Genomic DNA, 26009 nt, shown 5'->3' on the forward strand with positions numbered 1-26009 from the left:
TCCGTGCGCCCCGGGCGAACCCGGGGCCGATGTCGGAGGTCCGACCTAGACTTAACAGGTGCCCATCGTTCCTGTCGCCCAGCCCTCGTCATCCGCGAATTCCGGTACCAGCGGAAAGCTGAGTGTCCGGGGCGCGCGTGTCCACAACCTCAAGAACGTCGACCTCGACATCCCCCGCGATTCGCTCGTCGTCTTCACCGGTCTGTCGGGTTCTGGCAAGTCGAGCCTCGCCTTCGACACGATCTTCGCCGAGGGGCAGCGTCGGTACGTCGAGTCGCTGAGCGCGTACGCGCGTCAGTTCCTCGGACAGGTCGACCGGCCCGACGTCGACTTCATCGAGGGCCTCAGCCCGGCCGTCTCGATCGATCAGAAGTCGACCAACCGCAACCCCCGCTCGACGGTCGGCACGATCACCGAGATCCACGACTACATGCGCCTGCTCTGGGCGCGCGTCGGCGTTCCCCACTGCCCCGATTGCGGCGCCCGCATCCAGCGTCAGACGATCCAGCAGATCGCCGACCAGCTCATGGAGTTGCCCGAGCGCACGCGCTACCAGATCGTCGCCCCCGTCGTCACTCAGAAGAAGGGCGAGTTCGTCGACCTCTTCAAAGAGCTCAGCGCTAAGGGCTACGCCCGCGCGGTCGTCGACGGCGAGCTCGTCCAGCTGGCCGAGCCCCCGACACTCAAGAAGAGCTACAAGCACGACATCGCGGTCGTCGTCGACCGCCTCGTAGCCTCCGGTGACAACCTGAGCCGCGTCACCGACTCGGTCGAGACCGCGATGGGCCTCGCCGGCGGCATCATGCAGGTCAACTACGTCGACGAAGAGGGCGACGACGCCTGGCAGTCGTTCTCCGAGAAGCTCGCGTGCCCCAACGGCCATCCCCTGCAGCTGACCGAGATCGAGCCGCGCACGTTCTCGTTCAACGCGCCGTTCGGTGCGTGCCCCGTGTGTTCGGGCCTCGGCACGCGCATGTCGGTCGACGTCGACCTCATGCTGGGCGATGAAGAACTCTCCATCCGCGACGGAGCGATCCTGCCGTGGACCACGCAGGGCAAGGGCCTGTTCCAGTACTACGAGCGCCTGCTCGAAGGACTCGCGCGCGACCTGGAGTTCTCGCTCGACACCCCGTGGAAGGACCTCTCCCACGACGTCCAGCAGGCTGTCCTCCGCGGCGAGAACTACAAGGTGACCGTCAAATGGAAGAACCGCTACGGCCGTGAGATGCGGTACTCCTCGGGCTTCGAGGGCGTTGTTCCGTACATCGAGCGTCAGTATCTCCAGGCCGAGTCCGACACGCAGCGCCAGCGCTGGTCGGAGTACCTGCGGGAGGTTCCCTGCGCGGTCTGCGACGGCGACCGTCTCAAGCCCGAGGTGCTCTCGGTCCTCGTCGACGGCACCTCGATCGCCGCGGCATCGCGCATGAGCCTCGCCGACGCGCGGGACTTCTTCTCGCAGCTCACGCTGACCGACCGCGAGGCCACGATCGCCGCCGCAGTGCTGCGCGAGATCCGGGCTCGTCTCGACTTCCTGCTGCAGGTCGGCCTGAACTACCTCAGCCTCGGTCGCGCCGCCGGTACGCTCTCGGGCGGCGAGGCCCAGCGCATCCGCCTGGCCACCCAGATCGGTTCCGGCCTCACGGGTGTGCTCTACGTCCTCGATGAGCCGTCGATCGGCCTGCACCAGCGCGACAACCGCCGTCTCATCCAGACCCTCGAGACCCTTCGCGACCTGGGCAACACGCTGATCGTCGTCGAGCACGACGAAGAGACGATCCACGCGGCCGACTGGGTGGTCGACATCGGACCCCGCGCGGGCGTCGACGGCGGAAACGTCGTCCACTCCGGCCCTCTCGCCGAACTCCTCGAAGACGAGCGCTCCCTCACCGGTGCCTACCTTTCGGGCCGCCGTTCGATCGAGGCACCCAAGAAGCGCCGCAAGATCGACAAGAAGCGCCAGGTCACGGTCGTCGGGGCACGCGAGAACAATCTCCAGAATGTGACGGCCGACTTCCCGCTCGGTGTGCTGACCTCCGTCACCGGGGTCAGTGGCTCGGGCAAGTCCACGCTCGTCAACGGCATCCTGTACGAGGTCCTCGCCTCCAAGCTGAACGGCGCGCGGCGCGTACCCGGCAAGCACACCCGCGTCACCGGACTCGACAACCTCGACAAGGTCGTGCACGTCGATCAGGCGCCCATCGGCCGGACGCCGCGCTCGAACCCGGCCACCTACACCGGCGTCTTCGACCGCATCCGCAGCCTGTTCGCCGAGACGCCCGAGGCCAAGGTGCGCGGCTACCAGGCCGGGCGCTTCAGCTTCAACGTCAAGGGCGGGCGCTGCGAGGCGTGCTCCGGCGACGGCACGCTGAAGATCGAGATGAACTTCCTGCCCGACGTCTACGTCGACTGCGAGGTCTGCCACGGAAAGCGCTACAACCGCGACACCCTGTCGGTGCACTACAAGGGCAAGAACATCGCCGAGGTGCTCGAGATGCCCATCTCCGAGGCCGCGGACTTCTTCGAGCCGATCCAGGCGATCCACCGCTACCTGCGGACCCTCGTCGATGTCGGCCTGGGCTACGTGCGCCTCGGACAGTCGGCGACTACCCTGTCGGGCGGTGAGGCGCAACGCGTCAAGCTCGCGACCGAGCTGCAGCGCCGGAGCAACGGCCGCTCGATCTACGTGCTCGACGAGCCGACGACCGGTCTGCACTTCGAAGACGTGTCCCTGCTGCTGAAGGTGCTCAACGGTCTCGTCGACAAGGGCAACACCGTCATCGTCATCGAGCACAACCTCGACGTCATCAAGAGCTCGGACTGGGTCATCGACCTCGGCCCCGAGGGCGGCGCCGGCGGGGGAACGATCGTGGCCACCGGCACGCCCGAGCAGGTCGCGAAGGTCGAGGGCAGCCACACCGGTGCCTTCCTCGCGGAGCTCCTCGAGACCGGTCGCACCGGCGCGCAGCGCAACGCGGCGACGGTCGAGACCGGCGACACCGAGCGAGAGCTCGTGAGCGCGGCGCGCTGAGCATGGCGTCCCGCGAACGGGTCTCGCACCTTCCGTATCGTCCCAAGGCCGGCGAGATCCCCACCAATCCGGGGGTCTACCGGTTCCGGGACGCCGAGGGGCGCGTGCTGTACGTCGGCAAGGCGAAGAACCTGCGCGCTCGCCTGTCGAACTACTTCGCTCCGCTGCACTCGCTGCACGAGCGCACGCGCCGCATGGTCACGACGGCGGCGAGCGTGGAGTGGACGGTCGTGCCCAGCGACGTCGACTCTCTGCAGCTCGAGTACATGTGGATCAAGGAGTTCGATCCGCCGTTCAACGTCCGCTACAAGGACGACAAGTCGTACCCCTTCATGGCGATCACCCTCGCCGACGAGGCGCCGCGGGTGATCGTCACGCGCAACCCGAAGATCCGCGGGGCAAAGTACTTCGGCCCGTACCCCAAGGTCTGGGCGGTGCACGACACGATCGACCTGATGATCAAGGTCTTCCCGATCCGCACGTGCAGCGACTCGTCATACAAGAAGGCGATGGCCTCCGGTCGACCGTGCTTCCCGGGTCAGATCGGGCGCTGCGGTGGACCCTGTTCGATGAAGGTGACGATCGAGGAGCACCGCGCGATCGTCAACGACTTCGTCGCCTTCATGTCGGGCGGCGACCAGCGCTTCGCGCGCGAGCTGACGTCGCGAATGAAAGAGGCCTCGGCCGCGATGGACTACGAGTCGGCCGCGCACTACCGCGACCGCCTGCAGGCCATCGACGCCGTGCTCGGCAAGAGCGCGCTCGTGCTGGCCTCCGACACGGATGCCGATCTCTTCGGCATCGCCGAGGACGAGCTCGCCGCGACCGTCCAGCACTTCGTGGTGCGCGGCGGACGCGTGCGCGGAGTCCGCGCCACCACGATCGAGAAAGAGATCGACATCTCCGGTGCCGATCTCGTCGACCAGGTCCTCCAGCGCACCTACGGAGACGCGGACTCGAGCGACATCCCCCGTCAGGTGCTCGTTCCCGAACTCCCCGACGACGCGGAGCAGCTCGAGGACTGGCTGCGCGAACGCCGGGGCCGCCCGGTGACCCTGCAGGTCGCCCAGCGGGGCCGCAAGGCCGACCTGCTGAAGACCGCGACGCTCAACGCGCAACAGGCCCTCATGCTTCACAAGACGCGCCGGACGAGCGACTACGTCGCCCGGTCGCAGGCCCTCACCGACCTGCAAGAGGCTCTCGGCATGACCGAGGCGCCGTTGCGCATCGAGTGCTTCGACATCTCGCACCTGTCGGGCACCAACGTGGTGGCATCCATGGTCGTGTTCGAGGACGGCCTTCCGCGCAAGGACCAGTACCGCTCCTTCGGCGTCGCCGAGACGACCGACGACACCGATTCGATGTACCAGGTGCTCAGTCGCCGGCTGGCGTACCTCGACCGGCCCGACGAGATCGAGCCCGAGACCATCGACGGGGCGATCGTGGCCGATCCCGACTCCGAGGAGGCGACGGCCGACGGCGAGGTCGTCACGGCCCGCAAGAGGCCGCGCTTCGCCTACCGCCCGCAGCTGCTCGTGGTCGACGGCGGTCAGCCCCAGGTCGCCGCCGCGGCCCGTGCCCTCGCCGACGCGGGGCACGAGGAGATCGCGCTGTGCGGCATCGCCAAACGTCTCGAAGAAGTGTGGCTGCCGGGGGAGGAGTACCCGGTGATCCTTCCGCGTACCTCGGAGGCGCTGTACTTGCTGCAGCGTCTGCGCGACGAGGCCCACCGCTTCGCGATCGTCCACCAGCGCAAGCGCCGCAAGCGCGACATCACGAGCGTGCTCACCGAGGTGCCCGGACTCGGCGATACGCGCATCAAGGCGCTGCTGCGGCATTTCGGGTCGGTCTCGGCGTTGAAGAACGCCACGCCCGAAGAGATCATGGAGCTCCCCGGCATCGGGCCGACGCTCGCCGAGAACATCCACAGCCATCTGGCTCGGTAGGCTGGACCGACACGACGGGAGGCGATCGCCCATGGAACCGGCACGCGACGACGAGCCAGGCGAGGTGCTGATCGTCACGGGCATGTCGGGCGCCGGGCGATCCACGGTCGCCAACGCCCTCGAAGACCTCGACTGGTACGTGGTCGACAACCTGCCCCCGCGCATGCTGAGGCCGCTTCTCGAGCTCACGGAGCTCGCCGGTGGGGCGGTTCCGCGCGTCGCGGTCGTGGTCGACGTCCGCGGCCGATCGCTGTTCGGCGACCTTCCCGAGGCCATGCGCACCCTGCAGGCGAACCGGCAGGTGAGGGTGGTGTTCCTGGATGCCAGTGACGCGGTGCTCGTGCGCAGGTTCGAGGCGGTGCGCCGGCCGCACCCCCTGCAGCACGACGGCACGATCCTCGACGGCATCCGTCGCGAGCGCGAGCGATTGGCTCCGGTCCGCGAGGCCGCCGACGTCGTGATCGACACCTCCGCCCTGAACGTCCATCAGTTGTCGTTGCGGGCGGTCGAGCTGTTCGGCGAAGAGGGCGCTGCGCGTCACACCGTCACGCTGATGAGTTTCGGGTTCAAGTACGGCTTGCCGCCCGACGTCGATCTCGTCGCCGACATGCGCTTCCTGCCGAATCCGTTCTGGAACGACGATCTGCGCGCGCTCACCGGAGAGGATCCCCGCGTGCGGGAATACGTGCTGGGTCAGCAGGGCGCGGCGGAGTTCCTCGATGCGTACGCGGCGGCGCTGCGCCCCGTGATGGAGGGGTATCAGCGCGAGAACAAGCGGCATTCCGTCGTGGCTGTGGGCTGCACGGGGGGCAAGCATCGTTCGGTGGTGATGGCCCGGGAGTTGGCTGCACGTCTGTCCGATGTGCCCGGGGTGGCCGTCCGTGTGGCTCACCGCGACCTCGGTCGCGAGTAGGCTGTACCGTCGTCCCCGCCGCCCCCACCCGAGGAGAACCGTGCCGCTGACCGCCGACGTGAAGGCCGAACTCATCACCGTTCGCGACCCGCGCCCGACCGCGCGCGTCGCCGAGCTGACGGCCCTCCTGCGCTTCTCCGGTGGTCTGCACTCCATCGCCAACCGCGTCGCGGTCGAGGCCGAACTCGACTCCGACATCCTCGCGCGCCGCGTGGCCCGCGACCTCATGGAGCTCTACGGCGTCCGTCCCGAACTGCACCACGTGCAGGGTTCCGGCGGGCGTGCGGGCGGGCTCTACGCGGTGCGCGTGATCGAGGCGGGCGAGACCCTCGCGCGGCAGACCGGACTCCTCGACCAGCGCCGTCGCCCCGTGCGCGGCCTGCCGAACAAGCTGACCACCGGTTCGCGTCCCGACCTGAGCGCCATCTGGCGTGGAGCATTCCTCGCCGCCGGCACCCTGAGCGACCCCGGTCGTTCCGCGGCCCTCGAGATCTCGTGCCCCTCGTCGGAGGCGGCGATGGCGCTCGTGGGTGCGGGCCACCGCATCGGCATCCCCGCCAAGGCCCGCGAGGTGCGCGGAGTGCCGCGCGTCGTCGTCCGCGACGGCGAGGCGATCCGCGGAGCCCTGTACGAGATGGGTGCCCGCCGCACCGCGGGGGAGTGGGACCAGATGCGCCAGCGCCGCGAGGTGCGGGCCGGGGTCAACCGTCTCGTGAACTTCGACGACGCGAACCTCCGCCGCTCCGCGCAGGCCGCCGTCGCGGCGTGCGCGCGTGTCGAGCGCGCTCTCGAGATCCTCGGCGACGACGTTCCCGCGCACCTTCAGCAGGCGGGTGAGCTGCGCTTGGAGCACCGCGACGCGAGCCTCGACGAGCTCGGCCACCACGCCGACCCGCCCCTCACCAAGGACGCCGTCGCCGGCCGTATCCGCCGCCTCCTCGCCATGGCCGACAAGAAGGCCGACGTCGAGGGCATCCCGGGAACCGAGGCTGCTGTTCCGGTGGGTGCCGAGGACTGAGCCTGGGTGGGGCGCCGCCGTTGCGGGCATCCCGGGATCGAGGCCGCTGTTCCGGAGAGATCCGGGGGCGGAGGGGGGATGCCGTCCTCGGGGCGCCCCGGTGACGCTCGGGCTGTTGCGATCACCGACGCCCGCTGAGTGCGACCTCGCTCGTCCGGGCTCCGCGGGTCACGGCATCCATCGCCCCCTTCCGACGCGCCCGGGCGTTTATCTTCCGTCATCCGGGGAAGCAACCCCGGTGCGCCGTGGTTACCCCTCAGTAGGATGAACTCGTCACCCTCGCTGCTCGATCCCTCGGCACGTCGTCTCGGCGAAGAGGTTTCGGCAGCGCCCGATTCGGAAGTTGAGATCATGGCGAACTACACGCTGCCCGAACTGCCCTACGACTACTCGGCGCTGGAGCCGCACATCAGTGCGACCATCATGGAGCTGCACCACAGCAAGCACCACCAGACCTACGTCAACGGTGCCAACACCACTCTCGACCTCCTCGCCGAAGCGCGCGAGAAGGGCGATTTCGCCAACATCAACCGCCTGCAGAAGGACCTCGCGTTCAACCTCGGCGGTCACACGAACCACTCGATCTTCTGGACGAACCTCTCGCCCAACGGTGGAGACAAGCCCACCGGCGACCTCGAGTCGGCCATCGACGACCAGTTCGGCTCGTTCGACGCCTTCCGTGCGCAGTTCGCCGCCGCCGCCCTCGGCGTGCAGGGCTCCGGCTGGGCGGGTCTGTTCTGGGACTCGATCGGCGAGAACCTCGTCATTCAGCAGTTCTTCGACCAGCAGGGTCAGATCGTCGCGGGCACCGTGCCGATCCTGCTCCTCGACGTCTGGGAGCACGCGTACTACCTCGACTACAAGAACGTCCGCGCCGACTACGTGAAGGCGTTCTGGAACATCGCGAACTGGGATGACGCCCAGCAGCGCTTCGCCGCCGCCCGAGAGAAGACCGCGGGTCTGCTGGTACTGTCGTAAACGGTGCGGCGTCCCGGTGGGACACCTCACCGGGACGCCGTTGTCCGCCAGCGAACACCGCAATCACGCGCTTCTCGCGCACAACTGATTCAGGAGATATTCCGTGACCGTCAAGATCGGAATCAACGGCTTCGGCCGTATCGGACGCAACTACCTCCGCGCGGCTCTCGCGCAGGGTGCCGACCTCGAAATCGTGGCGGTGAACGACCTCACCGACAACAAGTCGCTGGCGCACCTCCTCAAGTACGACTCCGTCGGCGGCGTGCTGACCGAGGACGTCTCGTACACCGCAGACTCCATCACCGTCGGCGACAAGACCATCAAGGTCTTCGAAGAGCGCGACCCCGCGAACCTCCCCTGGGGCGAGCTGGGCGTCGACATCGTCATCGAGTCGACCGGTCGCTTCACCAAGGCCGAAGACGCCAAGAAGCACATCACCGGTGGGGCCAAGAAGGTCCTCATCTCGGCTCCCGCCACGGGCGACGACGCCACGATCGTCATGGGCGTCAACGAAGAGACGTACAACCCCGAGACCGACGTCATCATCTCGAACGCGTCCTGCACCACGAACTGCCTGGCGCCCCTCGCCCAGGTGTTCAACGAGGCCTTCGGCATCGAGCGCGGCTTCATGATGACCGCTCACGCCTACACCGCCGACCAGAACCTCCAGGACGGCCCGCACAGCGACCTGCGTCGTGCGCGCGGCGCGGCGATCAACATCGTTCCCGCCTCGACCGGTGCCGCCAAGGCCATCGGCCTGGTGCTGCCCGAGCTCAACGGCAAGCTCAGCGGCTCGTCGTACCGCGTTCCGGTTCCCACCGGCTCGATCGTCGATCTCACGATCGTCACGCCCACCGATGGTCTGACCGTCGACCAGGTCAACGAGGTCTACAAGAAGGCCGCTGCCGAGGGTCGCCTCAACGGCATCCTCCAGTACACCGAAGACCCGATCGTCTCGAGCGACATCCAGGGCAACCCGCACTCGTCGATCTTCGACGCCGAGCTGACCAACGTCAGCGGCAACCTCGTCAAGGTCTCGTCGTGGTACGACAACGAGTGGGGCTACTCGAACCGTCTCGTCGACCTGACCGAGTACGTCGCCGAGCGTCTCTGACCCTCCATGGCTCTGCGCACCCTCGATTCGCTGGGGTCGCTGGCCGGCACGCGCGTCATCGTCCGTTGTGACCTCAACGTTCCTCTCAAGGACGGGATCATCACGGACGATGGCCGCGTGCGCGCGTCGCTGCCGACCCTCAACGCACTGATCAACGCCGGCGCGCGTGTGATCGTGTGCTCGCACCTGGGCCGCCCCGACGGGGCCCCCGACCCGAAGTACTCCCTCGAGCCGGTCGCGCAGCGCCTGTCCGAGCTCCTCGGCCAGCCGGTCGCGTTCGCGCGCGACACGGTGGGCGAGTCGGCTCAGGATGCCGTGGCCTCGCTCGAGAACGGTGAGGTCGCCGTCATCGAGAACCTCCGCTTCAACGCGGGCGAGACCTCGAAGGACGAGTCCGAGCGCCAGGCCTTCGCCCGAGAGCTCGCCGCTCTCGGCGATGCCCTCGTGTCGGACGGCTTCGGCGTCGTGCATCGCAAGCAGGCGAGCGTCTACGACCTCGCTCAGCTGGTGCCCTCGGCCGCCGGCCTTCTCATCCAGAAGGAGCTCGAGGTCCTCGACCGTCTCACCGAGAACCCCGAGCGGCCCTACACGGTCGTTCTCGGCGGTTCGAAGGTCAGCGACAAGCTGGGCGTCATCGAGCACCTGCTGCCGCGCGTGGACAAGCTTCTCGTCGGTGGCGGCATGATGTTCACCTTCCTCGTCGCCGAGGGGCACAAGGTCGGCTCGAGCCTGCTCGAGCAGGACCAGATCGACACCGTGAAGGGTTACCTCGCTTCGGCGAAGGAGCGCGGCGTCGAGATCGTGCTGCCGGTGGATGCGGTCGTCGCCGCCTCGTTCTCGGCGGACGCCGATCACGTGGTCGCCGACGCGGACGCCCTCGAAGACACCGCCTTCGGTGCGTCCGGTCTCGGCCTCGACATCGGCCCCCGCACGGCGGAGATGTTCGCCGACGCCGTCCGCGGCTCGCGCACCGTCTTCTGGAACGGCCCGATGGGCGTGTTCGAGATGAAGGCGTTCGAGTCCGGCACCAAGACCGTCGCCCAGGCACTCACCGAGGTCGACGGCCTCAGCGTCGTCGGCGGTGGCGACTCCGCCGCAGCCGTGCGTCAGCTCGGCTTCGCCGACGAGGCGTTCGGCCACATCTCCACGGGTGGCGGCGCCAGCCTGGAGTTCCTCGAAGGCAAGAAGCTCCCCGGACTGGAGGTCCTCGGATGGCAGTGACCAGAACCCCTCTCATCGCCGGCAACTGGAAGATGAACCTCGACCACCTGCAGGCGGTCGCGTTCGTTCAGAAGCTGCACTGGACGTTGAAGGAAGCCAAGCACGAGGCCGGAAGCGTCGAGGTCGCGGTCTTCCCGCCGTTCACCGATCTGCGCACCGTGCAGACGCTGCTCGACGCCGACAAGATCGACTTCGCCCTCGGCGGTCAGGACCTGTCGGCCCACGACTCCGGTGCGTACACCGGCGAGATCTCGGGTCAGTTCTTGGCCAAGCTCGACGCGAAGTACGTGATCATCGGGCACTCGGAGCGTCGTCAGTTCCACCACGAGACCGACGAGGTCGTCGCGGCGAAGACCCAGGCGGCCCTTCGCCACGGTCTCGCGCCGGTCATCTGCGTCGGCGAGACCTCGGAGGACCTCGAGAAGTTCGGCGCCAGCGCCGTTCCGGTCGGTCAGCTCGAGGTCGCGCTCGAGGGCGTGGCGGCGGACGCCGACATCGTCGTGGCCTACGAGCCGGTATGGGCCATCGGTTCGGGTCAGGCGGCGACGCCCGACCAGGCCCAGGAGGTCTGCGCCAAGCTCCGTGCGGTCGTCGCCGACAAGCTGGGCGCCGATGCGGCTGCTCGCACGCGCGTCCTCTACGGCGGTTCGGTGAAGTCGGGGAACATCGCCGGCTTCATGCGCGAGCCCGATGTGGACGGCGCCCTGGTGGGTGGCGCGAGCCTCGTCGTCGACGAGTTCGCCGCGATCGTCCGCTTCCAGAAGCACGTCGGCGTCTGACGCCGACATGGGTGCCCGCGGCGCTTCGCCGCGGGCATCCGTGCGTCTGGGGCGCCTCCCCGTATACTTGACGCTTGTGCGGTCGACCTGATCGCTACGAAAGGCTTTCGACTGTGCAGATTCTCGAGTTCGTCCTGCAGGTGCTCCTGGGTATCACCAGCCTCCTGCTGACCCTGCTCATCCTGCTCCACAAGGGTCGCGGTGGCGGTCTGTCCGACATGTTCGGCGGCGGCATGAGTTCCGCCCTCGGTTCGTCGGGCCTGGCCGAGCGCAACCTCAACCGTTTCACGATCGTGCTCGCGCTGGTGTGGTTCGTCACCATCGTGGGTCTCGGTCTCCTCACCAAGTTCGCGGAGATCTGACATGGCCACTGGCGGCAATGCCATCCGTGGCTCGCGCGTCGGCGCGGGCCCCATGGGCGAGCAGGATCACGGCTTCCACGCCGACCGCGTCGCCGTCTCGTACTGGGACGCCCTCGGCAACGAGACCGTCCGGTATTTCGCCGCGGGAATCCCCGACGACGAGATTCCCGAGACGATCGACTCCCCGCACTCCGGGCTCCCCGCCGGGCGCGACAAGGCCAACCCGCCGGCTCTCGCCAAGGCGGAGCCGTACAAGACGCACCTCGCCTACGTGAAGGAGCGCCGCAGCGACGAAGAAGCCGCTTCGCTCCTCGATGACGCTCTGCAGCAGCTGCGCGAGCGTCGCGGACAGTAAGTCCTCACCGCGCGAACGAGAGAAGGGCCGGATGCCATGGCATCCGGCCCTTTTCCTTTCCACACCTACGTGAGAGGGTGCGGGCGCTAGCGCGCGCGTCGGCGGTCCGAGTCTGTTCAGCGGACCGGGGAGTCGGTGACGATCCTCGTCCACGGGCCCGCGGGGACGTCGGCGTCGTCGACGAAAGCCCAGTCGACGCGGTCGTCCTCCCCGTTGAGATCAGAGAAGCCCAGGCAGCCGTTCAGGGCGGGCGACACGTCGAGGCCCGCGCCGTTGTACCGCGTGTTCGCGGGACGACGATCGTCTGAGCCGAACACGTAGGCGGCGTCGCGATACTCGCCCGGCCCCGCGTCCTCGATCTGGCCGTAGCAGACGTGTCCGTCCTTGCGCAGGACCACCCACCGGTTCTTCATGAGGCTTTGCGAGGGGTCGTCGACGGCCGAGGAGTACGCGGGCTCCTTCGCCCACGGGATGACCGAGCCGCGCGTGGCGAAGCCCTGGTCGTCGTTGACGTCGTCGAACGGCAGGTCGAGGTAGAACGGGTTCTCGCGCGGAGTCATGGCGGTGGGGAAGTAGCCGGCGTCGGCGGTACGGGCCTCGGTGCGGCAATCGGTGCCGTCGACGATCCCATCGCATCCGCCGTAGGACCCCAGCCAGTCCGAGTCGTACGCCGAGATGCGCTGGCTGCCGTCGGAGGCGTTCGGGTCGAACACCTCGCCCACCCAGAAGGTCGTCGCCACGATGTCGGTATGCCACGGGTAGCCGGTGTCGGGGCGCGGCACGGCGGGTGGGGCGCACGCCGACAGGCCGACGGCGGCGACCACCACGAGGGTGATCGCCGCCGCCGGCCGCAGCGTCCGCGTCATCCGGTGACGTCGCTCTCGGTGGGGTGGACCTTCTCCACCGGGCCCTGGGGAGGCGTCGCGGTCATCGGAGCGAACGACGGAGCGGTCACGGTGGCGGGGGCCAGGGACGGGGCACCGGCGCTGTCGTAGAGCTGCAGATCATCAGTGCGGAGGGTGCCGTTGCCGAAGATCGTCAGTGCGAAACTGATGCCGTTGTAGCCGGCGGGGATCGCTGCCGTCGTCCAGTCGGCCTGCGTCCAGTCGGCGGCCGAGGAGAACCACGGGCTCGAGGTCCAGTACGACCACGAACCGCTCGTCGACCGGAGGTAGACCGCGAACTGCGTCACCCCGCTCGACTGGTACCACTCGCGCAGCGTATAGGTCTTGCCTGGTGTGACAGTGGGGGAGCACTGGCCGAGGTCGAACTGCGGGAGGAGTTTGGCATCGCCGTCGACGTACGCGGACATGACGATTCCGCTGGAGATGTTCCCCGTGTGCGCGGGGGAGCCCGTGCTGAACGCGGGGGAGTTGTTGCCGTAACCGCCCCTCATCCAGCAGTCGGGGGCACCGGTCTCCATGCTCGGATTGACGATGCCGTTGGTCGACCCCGTCACGGCGGGCACCGAGGGGCCGTCGACGACGGGCTTGGCCGTGCCGCCGATGACGTCGCCGATCGTCTTGACCACCGTCCCCGCCGCCTGTCGCGTCTTCAGCCACGAGGTGAACTGACTGAACAGCGACGTGGTCACCGCCAGGTCGCTGCACGCGTCGTCGCAGACATCGTGGAAGGTGTACTGCACCCACCCGCCGCCGTTCTTCTCGGCGTTCGTGACCCCCGCCTTGAGGTCGTCGAGGGTCCAGGCGGCGTCGACCTGGTCGAGGGCCTTGAGCGCGTACTTGTCGGCCGGGCGGGTGGACTCCGCGTAGGCGCAGTCGGGGCAGCCGAAGCGGCTCCGGATGTCGCCGAGGAGGCGCCCGCTGCTGTACCCGCAATTCGCCACGGCCTTCTCAACGGCGGGGGTCGACGAGGCGAACGGGTAGGCGAAGCTGCGCACCGTGAAGCCCCACGAGGTGAGGTTCTTGCGGTCGGTGCAGATCTGGCGCGTCGCCTCGTCGACACTGACCTGCGCGAGGTCGGGGTGGTTGACGGTGTGCCCGCCAATCTCGTGCCCCGCGTTCTTGAGATTCGTCAGGTCGGTGCGGGTCATGTGCCCCGCCGCGCCGATGAACCCGGAGTTGATGTAGAACGTCCCCTTCATGCCGTTGGCCTGAAGGGCGGGGAGAGCGTTGAGCTGGTCGGAGTTGGCGTCGTCGAACGTGAGGCTGACGATCGTGCGGGTCGCGGCCTGGGCCGGTGCCGCGGCGGGCGGTGCCGCGGCGATCAGCCCGCCCGCTCCGACGGCGACGGCGGCGAGGACCGCGAGGGCCCGGAGTCGCCGACGCCCGGGGGCGACGTGGCGGTGGATCATGGGGGCGTCCTTTCGGGTGGGGCGGGTCCGTCGGCGGATCCGTGAGTCGTCCGGGCCGGGGACCTCGGAGTCGCGGCCGGTCACGAGACCGTCACCGACTTGGCGAGATTGCGGGGCTTGTCCACGTCGCGGCGCAGGCGCAGGGCGAGCTCGCGAGCGAACATCTGCAGGGGCACCACCGTCTCGAGCGGTCCCCACGAGGGGCCCGTCCGCGGCAGGTGCAGGGGGATGCCGCCCACGTTCAGCACGCGTTCTCCCACGCGGAGCACGCGGCCGCCGCGGGCGAGCACCTCGGCGACGTCGACGTCGAGCCGCGGATCGCCGTTGTCGACGACGAAGACCGGGGTGCCGGCATCCACCAGGGCGAGGGGGCCGTGCTTCAGCTCGCCCGCCGGCTGGTGCTCGGTCCACCGGTACGACAGCTCTTTCAGCTTGAGCGCCCCCTCGGCGGCGTAGACGAGACCCGAGCCGCGTCCGATGAAGAGGAAGCCGGGGGCGTTGACGAATTCGGCGGCCATCTTCGCCGCGGGGCCACGCCAGGTGTCGAGTGCGGCCGACAGGGCCTCCGGGGTCGCGGCGAGCGCGCGCAGGTCACCGTCGAGGGCCATCGCGTCGGCCCGCGACGAGACCGACAATCCCGAGAGGGCGAGGCAGGCGCCCGTGAGGACCTGGGCGATGAACGTCTTCGTCGCGGCGACCCCGATCTCGGGACCGGCGAGGCAATCGAGCGTCGCATCCGCGCGACGGGCCAGCGTCGACGACGGATTGTTCGTCAGGGCCAACACGGTGCGCCCGCGGGCCGGGAGACCGTCGAGCGCCCGCAGGACGTCGGCCGTCTCACCCGACTGGCTCAGCGCGATCACCAGCGTGCGCGGCTCCCAGACCTCGTGCGCCGCCTCGCTCGCGACGAGCGTGCGAGTGGGAAGGCCGCCGAGGCGGGAGAACACTCCGGCCACCGCACGGCCGGCGTGCAGCGACGTCCCGCACCCGATGACCGTCACCCGATCGACCTCGTCGAGCGGGGGAAGGCCCGCCCCTCGCCACAGGACGCCGTCGGCGATCCCGGGGGTGAGGACCTCGAGCACGCGGCGCGCCACGGCGGGCTGCTCGTCGATCTCGTTGCCCATGTGGTCGCGGTGGCGTCCCTTGCTCGACAGGTACGCCGTCTGCGGGACGGGCCACAGTCCCCGCGGGCGACAACTACCGCCCGCGCGGTGCCAACGCATGCCTCCCGCGTCCACCTCGACCACGTCGTCGTCCTCCAGCACGCGGAACGTCTCGACCACCGGAGTGATCGCACCCACGTCGCTCGCGAAGTAGACCCCTTCCTCGCCCTCGGCGAAGATGAGGGGCGAACCGTGCGCCGTTCCCGCGAGCGATCCCGACCGGCTGTCGAGGGCGACGATCGCCCATGACCCCTCGAGGCGCGTGACGATGTCGGCGAGCGCGTCGCCGAGGCCCACCCCGGGGCGCAGCGCCTGCTCGAGCAGGTGGACGATCACCTCGCTGTCGACGTCGGTGGCGAACCGGTGCCCGTCGGCGACGAGCCGCGCCCGCAGCAGATCGGCGTTCTCGATGATCCCGTTGTGCACCAGGAACAACCGACCGCTGCAGTCCTCGATCGGGTGGGCGTTGCGCTCGCTGACGCCGCCGTGGGTGGCCCAGCGGGTGTGACCGATCGCCGAGGTCGTGGCATCCGTCCCCGATTCGCCCGAACGCACTGCGTCGGTGAGGGATGCCACGCCGTTCAGAGTGCGCACGTGCAGGGCCGTGCCGTCGACGTACCGCGCGGCGATGCCCGCGGAGTCATAGCCCCGGTACTCCAGACGCTCGAGGGCGCTGCGGGCGCGCGAGGCGGCGGACGTCGGACCGCGGTACGCGGTGATGCCGCACATCAGAGGACCCCGCGGAAGGCGCCTGCGCCGGCCAGCGGCATGGCGTCAGAGCCGAGGCGTTCGCGCGAGAGCAGGTCGGCGGCGACCCGCATGATCGTGGAGGTCAGCGAGGTGTGCGGCTCGTAGCCCACGAGGTCGTGCGCCTTGGTGTTGTCGGGGACGCGGCGCCGCATGTCCTCGAAGCCGGGGGCGTACGCCTGCTCGTAGGGGACGAGCTCGATCGTGCTCCGACTGTCGAGGGTGCGGATGATCTCTGTCGCGAGCTCGAAGATCGAGATCTCGCGCGCGCCGCCCAGGTTGTAGGCCTGACCCCGGGCGCGCGGGTCCCTCTCGATGAGCACCATCGCGGGCACGACGTCCTCGACCGCGGAGAAGCAGCGCGTCTGCTGGCCGTCGCCGAACACGGTGAGGGGAGCGCCGCGTAGGGCCTGCCCCACGAGGTTGGGCAGCACCATGCCGTAGCGACCGGTCTGGCGGGGCCCGACGGTGTTGAACAGGCGGACGATCGAGACGTCGAGGCCCTCCTGATCGCAGTAGGCCTTGGCGAAGGCCTCGTCGATGCCCTTGGCTCCCGCATAGGTCCAACGCGAGAGCAGCGGGTCACCGAGGACGCGGTCGGAGTCCTCGCGCAGGCGATCGGCGGTGTTCTTGCCGTACACCTCGCTCGTGGACACCATGAGCACCGAGGCCTGGTGCTCGATGGCCGCCGTCAGCACGTTCTCGGTGCCGTGGATGTTGATGCGCAGACCCCGCAGGGGCTGCTCCACGATGAGCTTCACCCCCACGGCCGCGGCCAGGTGGAACACGCGGTCGCATCCCTGGATCGCCGCGCCCACCGTCTTGGTGTTGAGGATCGAGCCGTGGATCATCTCGAGGCGGGGGTTGTCGGCGACGCCCGCGAGGTTGCGGGCCGAGCCGGTCGAGAGGTCGTCGAGGACGACGACCTCGTCACCCAGGGTCAGCAGGTGCTCGACGAGGTGGCTGCCGACGAACCCGGCGCCCCCGGTCACCAGCGTGCGCGTCCGGGGCGAGGCGGAACCCGGGTAGACCGTCACGCCGCTCACAGGAGCACCCGCCCCGCGATGTCGGCGCTGCGGTAGGTGCCGTCGACGACGACCGCGTCGCCGTCGAGCCAACCCAGGTCGGCGTCGTGGTGGCGGGTGTGCACGAGCACGATGTCGGGATGGAAGGCCGCCGGGTCGGGCAGCGAATCGCGTTCCCGCCCGGAATCGAGGCGGATGTGCGGGGCGTGGGTGTCGACGTACTGCACCTCGGCGCCCACGTCGATCAGGTGGTCGATGATCTCGAGGGCGGGGGATTCGCGCAGGTCGGCGACGTCGGGCTTGTAGGTGACGCCGACAACGAGCACGCGGGCGCCGAGCGTGCCCTTGCCGGCGCGTCCGAGGACATCACGGATGCGATCGACGACACGGCGCGGGCGGGCGGCGATGCGCGTCATGGCCTCGGTGATGACGCCCGCGTCGACGTGCAGCGCCTTGAGCTGCCAGAGCAGGTAGTGCGGGTCGCAGGGGATGCAGTGTCCACCGACGCCGGGGCCGGGGTAGAACGCCATGAAGCCGTAGGGCTTGGTGCTCGCGGCTTCGATCACCTCGGTGACCGGGACGTCGAGGGCACCGCAGATGTCGGCGAACTCGTTGGCGAGGGCGATGTTGACGGCGCGGAAGGTGTTCTCGAGCAGCTTCGTCATCTCGGCGGTGGCGAGGCTCGACACCCGGTGCACGCGCGCCGCGTAGCGGGCGAGCAGGCGCGCGCCCTCTTCTTCGCACTGCGCGGTGGCGCCTCCCACCACGCGGGGAACGATCTCCTGGGCGAAGCCCACGTTGCCGGGGTCGATGCGCTCGGCGCTGAAGGTGACGAAGACGTCGCGTCCGATCTGCATCCCGCGCTCGCGGAGCGGCTTCTCGACGAGGTCGTGGGTGCAGCCGACGTACGTGGTCGAGGTGAGCATGATGAGCTGCCCGGGCCGGACGGCGGCGACGACGGTGGCGCACGCCGCCCGGAGTGCGGTGAGGTCCGGGACCTGCTGGTGGTCGACGGGCGTGGGGACGCACACGACGATGGCGGCCGCGCGGCCGAGCTCGGAGGTGTCGCTCGTGAGGCGGAAGCTGGCCGGAGCGTGCAGGGCGGTCTCCAGGCGCTGCCGGTCGGAGTCGATGAGATCGGCGCTGCGCGCGGCGATATCGCGCAGGCGTCGCGGCGAGACGTCGAGGGCGAGAACGCGCGACCCGCTGGCGTGATAGGCCAAGGCGGTCGGCAGGCCCACGTACCCGAGTCCGACGATGGCGACGTCGAAGTCGAACGTCCGCGTCGGGGCGGGAGCCGGGGGCCGCGGCGTGGTCATCACGTCGGGCCGGACATCGAGAGTGGACATCTTCATCCTCCAAGGCAGGGTCCGAGGGGGCGGCGGGGGAAATGCAGCGCCCCCTCGGACGATTTCGGGTGGTGGGACGGCGTCCGATCGGGTATCGACGCTGATCCGGGATCACAGTGCGTCGTCGGCGCGGGTCGGGTCAAGCAATCTCGGACGATCCTGCGGGGTCCCGCTCCCCGCATCGCGATCTGCGGGAAACCGCAACCGCAACTGCGGGTCGAGGCGGCCTCGACGGGCGCCCGGTCACGTACGGTCGCCTTCGACGCGTCATCCGGTCGCCCGATCCGGAGGCGCGACCCGAACCCTCGACCCGAAGAGGTGGGATGCCATGACCCCTGCACTCGTCGTGCTCGTCGCGGTGTGCACGATCGGCGTCTCGACGCTCGTGTGGGGCACGGCAGCGGTGTGCCGTCTCGTCGCCGAGCGTCGACCGTCCGCCGCACTGCTGAACCCGTCGATGTTCTTCCGCAGCGCCGAGGTGGCGATCCTCATCGCCGCGCACGACGAGGAGCTCGTGATCGCCGACGCCGTGCGTGCGGCGCGCCGGCTCGTGCCCGCGGGCAACGTGTTCGTCGTGTCGGACGGCTCCCGCGACGGCACCGTCGAGCGGGCGCGGGCCGCCGGTGCCGAGGCCTGGGATCTCACGCCGAATCGGGGGAAGGCGGGCGCCATCCGGGCGGGTCTCGACCACTTCCGGATCCCGGAGCGGTTCCCCCTGCTCCTCCTGCTCGACGCGGACTCCCGGCCCCGCCCCGACTACCTGCGTACCGCGCTTCCGCAGTTCACGGACGACGGTGTCGTCGCGGTGGCCGGTCGGGCGACCACGTCGGCGGATTCTCCGCCCACGGGCGTGGGGCGCCTCCTCACCTCGTATCGCGAGCGCACCTACGTGTGCACGCAGTACCTGCACAAGTTCGGGCAGGCGGCGCGGGGAGCGGATGCCGTGGCGATCGTGCCCGGGTTCGCCAGCCTGTACCGCACCGATGTGCTGGATCGCATCGACATCGACGCCCCCGGGCTGTCGATCGAGGACTTCAACATGACCTTCGAGGTCCACGCCAAGAGGCTCGGACGGATCGCCTTCCACCCGGAGTGCGCCGTCGCCGAGACGCAGGATCCCGCGGTGCTGCGCGACTACTCGGCGCAGGTCCGGCGCTGGAGCCTGGGGTTCTGGCAGACGGTGCGCCGCCACGGTCCCCATCCGGGCCTCTTCTGGTCATCGGTCGGCGTCTTCGCGGTCGAGACCGTCTTGTCCAGTCTGGTCCTGGTGGCGATGCTCCCGCTCCTGGTCGTGGGAGCTCTGGCGGCGCTGATCGCCGCGACGGCCGACGGCACCGTGGCCGCGACGGCGGCCGGGGTGGCCGCGGCGCTTCCGGTGCTTCCCCTGGCCGCGGGGTTCCTGATCGTCGACTTTGTGATGAGTGCGTTCACCTGTGCGGTGTCCCGCACGCGCCCGCACCCCCGGATGCTCGTGTTCCCCCTCCTGCGGGTGTGGGATGCGACCGTGTGCCTGCGTGCCCTCGTCGCCGCGCTCGGGCGTCCGTCCGACGGGCGCTGGCGCAGCCCCGATCGCCGGATGTCGCAGCCGTCGGTCGAACCGGCGGCCGCTCCGCTCAGCTCGCCGCTCCGCGAAGGTGGGCCACGAGCTGTACCCGCGAGGTGATGCCGAGCTTGCGGTAGATGCCGGTCAGGCGCAGCTCGACCGTCCGGAGTGAGATGAACAGGGCAGCCGCGATCTCGCGGTTGCGCAGCCCGCGCTCGACGAGGGCGACGATCTCGCGTTCGTGGCCGGTGAGCTCTCGCGCGTTGAGACTCGGTCGGGGGTTCGGGACGGCGTCGCCACCGATCGCGCGGACGGCCGACACGCGGACGTCCGGCAGGCACCGTTCCTCCGCCCGGCGGAGGCGTTCCCGCTCGAGAGGAGAGTCGTCGCCGCGAAAGAGCGTTTCCGCGTCACGGAAAGCCGCCGCGCCCTCGCGGGCGGACCGGCAGACGGCCCGCGAACGCGCGAGGGCGAGGTGGGTCCACCTTCTCGTCGAATCGGCGGCCGCGCGCTCGAGGCGTTGCAGTTCTTCGAGGGCCTCGTCGTGCCGACCGTCGAGCCAGAGGGCTTCGATGAGGTCGGCGTCGAGGCGCATCACGGCGGGGTCGTCGTCGGCGTGGAGGGAGCGGGCTTCGCGCAGGTGCAGGATGGCCTCGGTGTGCCGCCCCTCGCCGAGGGCGAGGGATCCCTCGATCGCCGCGAACCACGGCGTCAGGGTGCTCGCGCCTTCGCGACGGGCTCGTTCCCGCCCCCGCTCGACGAGGTCGGCGGCACCGGTGGGCGGTTCATGCATTGCCGCCTCGGCGGCGAGGATGAGCGTGCTGGCGGCGTCGGTGCTGCGTCCCGGAATCCACTCGCGCTGCCAGGCGATGACGGCGTCGCGCGCGGCGATCGGGTCTCCGGCGCGGACCTCGACGGTGACGAGCTGGCGCAGAAGATGCTCTCGCCACATCGGCGCGTGTCGCGGGGAACGATCGAGCTCGGCGCGGATGATCCGTCTCGCCGTGCTGTAGTCCTCGCGCAGCAGGGTGAGCCCCGCGTACAGCAGGGCGTGGTCGATCTGGACGTCGTCGCCGTCGTCTTCGAGACGGATGGCCGCCGCGGCGTGGGAGCGCCCGCCCATTTCTTCGGCGATGCCGGCGAGCAGCGCCGTCTGGGTGGACGCGACGCCGAGCTTCACGGCGAGGGCGATCCGTTCGACGGCGAGGTCGACCTCTCCCCGGTGCAGGTGCAGGCAGGCGCTCTCGCAGAGAAGCCTCTCGGATGCCGCGGCCTCGGCGCCGACGAGCGGATCGACGTGATCGAGGACGGTGTCGTCGACCGTGTGATCCACCGCCGCGACGGCGCGGAGGCGGGCGATCGCGGCGCGCGTGCGGGTCGCGGGATCGGCGCTCACCCCGGCCCGCCGGAGGTAGTGCTGACCGAGGAGGTCGTGTCCTCCGAGCACGAGCGCCTCGCCGAGGTCGACGAGGAGCTCGCAGCGACGTGCTTCGTCCATCTCCCCGGCCAACGCCCGCTCGGCGAACTCCACGGCGGCGGCGGTCTCAGCGTCTCGAGCGAGCAGGATGGCACCTCCGAGAAGGGCGCTGCGGTCCGCGGTCGGGTCGAGGAAGCTCTCGTGCCAGCGACGCGTCGCCGGGTACGCGCCGGCGTGGTCGGCCGCTCCCCGCGCGTGGAGGGCGCGACGCTCCTCCGGACTCAATCCGGCGTGCAGGCGCAGTCGGCGAGCCGGGTCGGCGATGCGGGCGAGACCGCCGTGGACGGAGACGATGCCGTGATCGAGTAGATCGTCGATGTCGACATCGTGCTCGCCGGCGGTGGCGCGCAGCCGGTCGAGGCCGTACACGGGACCCACGGCGAGCAGATCGAGCACGTGCGCCCAGCGCGGGTCGATGACGCGGCACTTGCGCTGCTGTCGCCGGTGGGGTCGCTGCTCGCGCACGCGCAGCGGGACGCTGAGCGGCTCCTCGCCGTTCGCCTCGGCGGGGGTGAGGCGCAACCCCACCAGCACGCCGGGGTCGCCGGCGGCGAGGTCCGCCACGATCCGCAGCACGGCGCGGTCGGCACCCGCCCCGAGGACGGTGCGCGCGAGATCCACGGACTCGTCGAACGATAACCGCTGTATGCGGGTCTGCAGCATGCCGGCGAAGTCGTGGCGTCCCTCGAACGAACCGCTCGTGGCGATGACGCTGACGCCGGTGCCGCGGAGGCGTCCGAAGACGTACGACAGCACGGTGATGCTCGCGCTGTCCATCTCGTCGAGGTCGTCGACGACGACGACGCACGGATCGGCTCGCAGCAGGTGGAGGGTGCGGCTGATCTCCTCGGCGAGGAGGTGCTCCGGCCAGTCACCGCTGCGGGACAGGACGCTGTCGACCGCATCTCGTCGCCCGTCGTCGAGCGCCGCCACCACCGCGGTCACGCCCGAGAGCGGCCACATGCGCTCGCTCGGACTGGCCGTGACCACCACGGCGTCGTGGCGCGCGGCGACCTCGCGTGCCAGGGCGGACTTGCCCGACCCGCTTTCACCGACGAACAAACCCGCGGAGCCGCTGCCCGAACCGATCAGGTTCGCGGCGACGTGCAACTCTCGATCTCGACCGACAAATGGCATCCGAACGCTCCCTACTGCGTCGGCCGTTCGTCGCGGATCGACCCTCACGGATCGAGCCCCGCCGAGCGGACCAGGATGCCCCCCACGAAGAGAGTAAATCGGCGCCACGCGGAAGACAATGGGTGGAAGTCCCCTACAGACGTGCGCGGACAACGCAGAGGACCGGATGCCGTGTGGCATCCGGTCCTCCGGCTCGAGCGTGTGAACTCGCGGCGCGTGCGGGGGAGAGTCCCCGTCGGGCGAGCTCCCGCTCCTCAGTACTCGCGGTCGATGAGCTGCGGCGGAACCTGATCAGCCGCGACCTCGTCGACGAAGAACGCCGTGCGACGGCGGCCCTTCGCCCCGGCCGCGGGAACGCTCTGATAGCTCGCACCGGCGAGGGCGAGACCCAGGGCGGCGGCCTTGTCGGCGCCCGCGACGACCATCCACACGCGCTTCGACGAGTTGATGACCGGCCGCGTCAGCGAGACGCGATCGCTCGGCGGCTTGGGGGAGTTGCGCACCGGGACGGTGGCCCGATCGGTCACCGAGATCTCGGGACGATCGGGGAACAGCGAGGCGATGTGCGCGTCGGGTCCGACCCCGAGGAAGCAGATGTCGAAAGCGGGCCAGGGTCCCGTCTCGCTGCGGTCCGAGGGAGCGAACTGCGCCAACTCGTCGGCGTACGCGATCGCCGCGGCATCGAGGTCGAGACCGTCCTCGCTCGAGGCGACGGTGTGGATGTTCTCGGCCGGGATGTCGAGGTGGTCGAGGAACGCCTCGCGGGCCTGCTTCTCGTTGCGGTCGTCCGAGTCGCGCGGAACGAACCGCTCGTCGCCGAACCAGAAGTGCACGAGCGACCAGTCGATCTCGCCGACCCGCGCGTCCTTCGCTGCGGTGCGCAGCACCGCTCCGCCCATCGTGCCGCCGGTGAGGCACACGTGCATGCGCTTGCCCTCGGCGACCCGCTTGACGATGCGGTTCACGAAGCGCGTGGCGACGTACGAGGCGAGGGTCTCGGCGTCCGGCTTGATGATGACCTGCTTGACCGAGCCGTTGTCGGTCATGCGTCGTCCCGCTCGCTCGCGGCGAGCAGCAGGTCGTGCCCCTCGGTGATCACGCGACCGTAGAGGAGGTCGGGGTCGAGGCGGCGCAGCTCCTCGGCGAGGCACTCGCGCAACGTGCGGCGCGGGAACGCCAGGTCGTGGGTGGGCTGACCGGGCTGCGTGAGCACCGCGACCCCCGCCTCGGGCCGCTCGAGCAGCGTGTCGCCGCTCGGACGGGTGAGACGCACCGACTTGATGCCGCTCGCCCACTCCTCGGCCGGCAGGTAGGCGTAGTCGACGGGAGCCTCGAGCTTCATCCCCAACCAGGCCGCCAGCAGGGCGGTGGAGGGGGAGTCGGCGGCGCCGCGGACCTCGATCGCGGTGACCGGCTCGTACGGGGGCTGATCGAGCACGGCCGCGAGCTGCTCGCGCCAGCGCGTCACACGGGTCCAGGCGAAGTCGGTGTCACCGGGGGAGTAGTGCTCGCCGAGCCGGGCGACCCAGGCGGCCGGGTCGGCCTGCGACGACGCGTCGGTGATGCGACGCTGCGCGATCCGACCGATCGCGGAGTGCGAGGGGTCCTCGGGCGCGTCGGCCGGCCACCAGGCCACGACCGGGGCATCGGGGAGCAGCAGGCCGGTGACGAGGCTCTCGGCGTTCGAGCCCGCGGCGCCGTGGGCGCGCAGCACCACGACCTCGCTCGCGCCGGCGTCGCCGCCCACGCGGATCTGGGCGTCGAGGCGGGGCTCGTCGTCGTCGTCGCCGAACAGCACGGCGATCACGCGCATCGGGTGTTCGCGCGAGGCGTCGTTGGCCGCTTCGATGACCTCTTCTTCGGCGCCGTGGTGCGTGACGATGATGAGCGTCAGCACGCGGCCGAGGGCGACGGCGCCGCCCTCTTCGCGCACGCTGACAAGCTTCTTCGAGATGGCGCTGACGGTGGTGTCGGGCAGATCGATGATCACGGGCGTCTCCAGGTGCGACCGTCGCGGGCGAGGAGTTCGTCGGCGGATGCCGGACCCCACGAACCGGGCGAATACTGTTCGAGCGGACCGCCCTGGGCGGACCAGAACTCCTCGATCGGGTCGAGGATCTTCCAGCTGAGCTCCACCTCTTCGTGCCGGGGGAACAGCGGCGGATCGCCCAGCAGCACGTCGAGGATGAGGCGCTCGTAGGCCTCGGGGCTCGCCTCGGTGAAGGCGTGCCCGTAGCCGAAGTCCATCGTGACGTCGCGCACCTGGGTGCCGTCGCCGGGGACCTTCGACCCGAAGCGGATCGTCACGCCCTCGTCGGGCTGGACGCGGATGACGAGGGCGTTCTGCCCCAGCTCCTGCGTCTGACTCTGCGAGAACAGCTGCTGCGGCGCGCGCTTGAACACCACGGCGACCTCGGTCACGCGGCGACCCAGACGCTTTCCGCTGCGGACGTAGAAGGGGACCCCTGACCAGCGGCGGGTGTTGATCTCGAGCTTGATCGCCGCGTACGTCTCGGTGACCGACTCGGGGTTCATGCCGTCTTCCTCGAGGAAGCCGAGCACCTGCTCGCCGCCCTGCCAGCCGCCGGCGTACTGACCGCGAGCGGTCGCCTCGGCGAGGTTCTCGGGCACGCGGACCGCGGCCAGGACCTTCTCTTTCTCGGCGCGCAGGTCGGCGGCGTTGAAGCTGATGGGCTCTTCCATCGCCGTGAGCGCGAGCAGCTGCAGCAGGTGGTTCTGAATGACGTCGCGCGCCGCGCCGATGCCGTCGTAGTACCCGGCGCGACCACCGACGCCGATGTCCTCGGCCATGGTGATCTGCACGTGGTCGACGTAGTTGCGGTTCCAGATCGGCTCGTACAGCTCGTTCGCGAAGCGCAGCGCGAGGATGTTCTGCACCGTCTCTTTACCGAGGTAGTGGTCGATGCGGAAGATCGCGTCGGCGGGGAAAGCGCTCTCGACGACCTCGTTCAGCTCGCGCGCCGAGGCGAGGTCGTGACCGAACGGCTTCTCGATGACGACGCGGCGCCAGCCCGAGGTCTTCGTCTCGTCGTCACCCACGAGCCCCGACGCCTTCAGCTGGGTGGTGACCAGCGGGAAGGCCTTCGGCGGGATCGACAGGTAGTACGCGTGGTTGCCCATCGTGCCGCGCTCGGTGTCGAGCTTGTCGACGGTCTCGCGCAGACGACCGAACGCCTCGGGGTCGTCGAACTCGCCCTGGACGAAGCGGATGCCCTCGAGGAGCTCCTTCCACGTCTCCTCGCGGAACTCCGTACGGGCGTACTTCTTGACCGACTCGTACACGACCTCGGCGAAGTCCTGGTCCTCCCAGTCGCGACGCGCGAAGCCCACGAGCGCGAAGCCCGGGGGCAGCAGGCCGCGGTTGGCGAGGTCGTAGACCGCCGGCATGAGTTTCTTACGCGAGAGGTCGCCGGTGACGCCGAAGATCACGAGGGCGCTGGGCCCCGCGATCCGGCTCAGACGGCGATCCTCGGGATCGCGCAACGGATTGTGACCCGGAGTGATCTCTACGACCAT

General features: G+C 69.7%; 20 protein-coding genes. 11 read left to right on the plus strand and 9 right to left on the minus strand.

Annotated elements, in window-relative coordinates; genetic code table 11:
• The first annotated feature begins 58 nt into the window (after window positions 1-58).
• The 10 genes from uvrA (at window position 59) to BLS25_RS06360 (ending at window position 11714) form a co-directional block, all read left to right on the plus strand.
• Entirely contained in the window at window positions 59-3028 is a 2970-nt protein-coding gene (gene uvrA, locus BLS25_RS06315) for an excinuclease ABC subunit UvrA (RefSeq protein WP_074694853.1), read from the plus strand.
• Window positions 3029-3030: 2 nt separating this feature from the next.
• On the plus strand, window positions 3031-4974 hold the full coding sequence (uvrC, locus tag BLS25_RS06320; protein ID WP_056232210.1) for an excinuclease ABC subunit UvrC: 1944 nt from the start codon (window positions 3031-3033) through the stop codon (window positions 4972-4974).
• 31 nt (window positions 4975-5005) lie between these two features.
• Entirely contained in the window at window positions 5006-5887 is an 882-nt protein-coding gene (gene rapZ, locus BLS25_RS06325; protein ID WP_056232207.1) for an RNase adapter RapZ, read from the plus strand.
• A 40-nt stretch (window positions 5888-5927) separates the two neighbouring features.
• Window positions 5928-6905, plus strand: a complete 978-nt coding sequence (gene whiA, locus BLS25_RS06330) for a DNA-binding protein WhiA (RefSeq protein WP_074694854.1) — start codon at window positions 5928-5930, stop codon at window positions 6903-6905.
• Window positions 6906-7256: 351 nt separating this feature from the next.
• On the plus strand, window positions 7257-7883 hold the full coding sequence (locus tag BLS25_RS06335) for a superoxide dismutase (protein WP_074695146.1): 627 nt from the start codon (window positions 7257-7259) through the stop codon (window positions 7881-7883).
• A 103-nt stretch (window positions 7884-7986) separates the two neighbouring features.
• Window positions 7987-8997, plus strand: coding sequence for a type I glyceraldehyde-3-phosphate dehydrogenase (gene gap / locus BLS25_RS06340; protein ID WP_056232202.1), 1011 nt, complete (start codon window positions 7987-7989; stop codon window positions 8995-8997).
• A 6-nt stretch (window positions 8998-9003) separates the two neighbouring features.
• A complete protein-coding gene (locus BLS25_RS06345) occupies window positions 9004-10218 on the plus strand; it encodes a phosphoglycerate kinase (protein WP_056232199.1) in 1215 nt (404 codons plus the stop codon).
• A complete protein-coding gene (tpiA, locus tag BLS25_RS06350) occupies window positions 10209-10997 on the plus strand; it encodes a triose-phosphate isomerase (RefSeq protein WP_056232195.1) in 789 nt (262 codons plus the stop codon). The genes BLS25_RS06345 and tpiA overlap by 10 nt, the downstream gene beginning before the upstream one ends.
• Before the next feature lie 113 nt (window positions 10998-11110).
• Window positions 11111-11359, plus strand: a complete 249-nt coding sequence (gene secG / locus BLS25_RS06355; protein WP_056232190.1) for a preprotein translocase subunit SecG — start codon at window positions 11111-11113, stop codon at window positions 11357-11359.
• A 1-nt stretch (window position 11360) separates the two neighbouring features.
• Entirely contained in the window at window positions 11361-11714 is a 354-nt protein-coding gene (locus BLS25_RS06360; RefSeq protein ID WP_055955187.1) for an RNA polymerase-binding protein RbpA, read from the plus strand.
• A 116-nt stretch (window positions 11715-11830) separates the two neighbouring features.
• On the opposite strand, the gene BLS25_RS06365 is transcribed toward BLS25_RS06360, so the two are convergent.
• From BLS25_RS06365 to BLS25_RS06385, 5 genes are all read right to left on the minus strand, one after another.
• The gene (locus BLS25_RS06365; RefSeq protein ID WP_056232185.1) at window positions 11831-12580 is read right to left on the minus strand and encodes a hypothetical protein; all 750 of its coding nucleotides are present in this window, start codon (window positions 12578-12580) and stop codon (window positions 11831-11833) included.
• Entirely contained in the window at window positions 12577-14028 is a 1452-nt protein-coding gene (locus BLS25_RS06370; protein ID WP_056232181.1) for a polysaccharide deacetylase family protein, read from the minus strand. Before BLS25_RS06370 ends, BLS25_RS06365 begins: the two co-directional genes overlap by 4 nt.
• Before the next feature lie 80 nt (window positions 14029-14108).
• Window positions 14109-15923, minus strand: a complete 1815-nt coding sequence (gene glmS, locus BLS25_RS06375; protein ID WP_056232178.1) for a glutamine--fructose-6-phosphate transaminase (isomerizing) — start codon at window positions 15921-15923, stop codon at window positions 14109-14111.
• Window positions 15923-16987, minus strand: coding sequence for an NAD-dependent epimerase/dehydratase family protein (locus tag BLS25_RS06380; protein WP_235557019.1), 1065 nt, complete (start codon window positions 16985-16987; stop codon window positions 15923-15925). The genes glmS and BLS25_RS06380 overlap by 1 nt, the downstream gene beginning before the upstream one ends.
• Entirely contained in the window at window positions 16984-18315 is a 1332-nt protein-coding gene (locus BLS25_RS06385; RefSeq protein WP_081349718.1) for a nucleotide sugar dehydrogenase, read from the minus strand. Before BLS25_RS06385 ends, BLS25_RS06380 begins: the two co-directional genes overlap by 4 nt.
• A gap of 328 nt (window positions 18316-18643) precedes the next feature.
• Here BLS25_RS06385 and BLS25_RS06390 point away from each other — a divergent pair, with 328 nt between their 5' ends.
• Window positions 18644-19978, plus strand: a complete 1335-nt coding sequence (locus BLS25_RS06390; RefSeq protein WP_074694855.1) for a glycosyltransferase family 2 protein — start codon at window positions 18644-18646, stop codon at window positions 19976-19978.
• On the opposite strand, the gene BLS25_RS06395 is transcribed toward BLS25_RS06390, so the two are convergent.
• The 4 genes from BLS25_RS06395 to zwf form a co-directional block, all read right to left on the minus strand.
• Window positions 19929-22472, minus strand: a complete 2544-nt coding sequence (locus tag BLS25_RS06395) for a helix-turn-helix transcriptional regulator (RefSeq protein WP_176786328.1) — start codon at window positions 22470-22472, stop codon at window positions 19929-19931. The two genes, BLS25_RS06390 and BLS25_RS06395, sit on opposite strands and share 50 nt — an antisense overlap.
• Before the next feature lie 254 nt (window positions 22473-22726).
• A complete protein-coding gene (gene pgl, locus BLS25_RS06400; protein WP_056232168.1) occupies window positions 22727-23518 on the minus strand; it encodes a 6-phosphogluconolactonase in 792 nt (263 codons plus the stop codon).
• The gene (locus BLS25_RS06405) at window positions 23515-24462 is read right to left on the minus strand and encodes a glucose-6-phosphate dehydrogenase assembly protein OpcA (protein ID WP_056232163.1); all 948 of its coding nucleotides are present in this window, start codon (window positions 24460-24462) and stop codon (window positions 23515-23517) included. Before BLS25_RS06405 ends, pgl begins: the two co-directional genes overlap by 4 nt.
• Window positions 24459-26009, minus strand: a complete 1551-nt coding sequence (gene zwf / locus BLS25_RS06410; RefSeq protein ID WP_056232160.1) for a glucose-6-phosphate dehydrogenase — start codon at window positions 26007-26009, stop codon at window positions 24459-24461. The genes BLS25_RS06405 and zwf overlap by 4 nt, the downstream gene beginning before the upstream one ends.

The organism is Microbacterium testaceum StLB037, from assembly GCF_900104345.1.
GTDB lineage: Bacteria > Actinomycetota > Actinomycetes > Actinomycetales > Microbacteriaceae > Microbacterium > Microbacterium testaceum_A.

What these genes read in the sequence shown, in the direction of transcription:
- zwf (WP_056232160.1), bottom strand. Translation starts at nt 26,009, where the DNA reads ATGGTCGTAGAGATCACTCCGGGTCACAATCCGTTGCGCGATCCCGAG.
- BLS25_RS06385 (WP_081349718.1), bottom strand. Translation starts at nt 18,315, where the DNA reads ATGTCCACTCTCGATGTCCGGCCCGACGTGATGACCACGCCGCGGCCC.
- BLS25_RS06345 (WP_056232199.1), top strand. Translation starts at nt 9,004, where the DNA reads ATGGCTCTGCGCACCCTCGATTCGCTGGGGTCGCTGGCCGGCACGCGC.
- tpiA (WP_056232195.1), top strand. Translation starts at nt 10,209, where the DNA reads ATGGCAGTGACCAGAACCCCTCTCATCGCCGGCAACTGGAAGATGAAC.
- BLS25_RS06360 (WP_055955187.1), top strand. Translation starts at nt 11,361, where the DNA reads ATGGCCACTGGCGGCAATGCCATCCGTGGCTCGCGCGTCGGCGCGGGC.
- BLS25_RS06390 (WP_074694855.1), top strand. Translation starts at nt 18,644, where the DNA reads ATGACCCCTGCACTCGTCGTGCTCGTCGCGGTGTGCACGATCGGCGTC.
- BLS25_RS06365 (WP_056232185.1), bottom strand. Translation starts at nt 12,580, where the DNA reads ATGACGCGGACGCTGCGGCCGGCGGCGGCGATCACCCTCGTGGTGGTC.
- uvrC (WP_056232210.1), top strand. Translation starts at nt 3,031, where the DNA reads ATGGCGTCCCGCGAACGGGTCTCGCACCTTCCGTATCGTCCCAAGGCC.
- BLS25_RS06335 (WP_074695146.1), top strand. Translation starts at nt 7,257, where the DNA reads ATGGCGAACTACACGCTGCCCGAACTGCCCTACGACTACTCGGCGCTG.
- glmS (WP_056232178.1), bottom strand. Translation starts at nt 15,923, where the DNA reads ATGTGCGGCATCACCGCGTACCGCGGTCCGACGTCCGCCGCCTCGCGC.
- pgl (WP_056232168.1), bottom strand. Translation starts at nt 23,518, where the DNA reads ATGACCGACAACGGCTCGGTCAAGCAGGTCATCATCAAGCCGGACGCC.
- BLS25_RS06370 (WP_056232181.1), bottom strand. Translation starts at nt 14,028, where the DNA reads ATGATCCACCGCCACGTCGCCCCCGGGCGTCGGCGACTCCGGGCCCTC.
- rapZ (WP_056232207.1), top strand. Translation starts at nt 5,006, where the DNA reads ATGGAACCGGCACGCGACGACGAGCCAGGCGAGGTGCTGATCGTCACG.
- BLS25_RS06395 (WP_176786328.1), bottom strand. Translation starts at nt 22,472, where the DNA reads ATGCCATTTGTCGGTCGAGATCGAGAGTTGCACGTCGCCGCGAACCTG.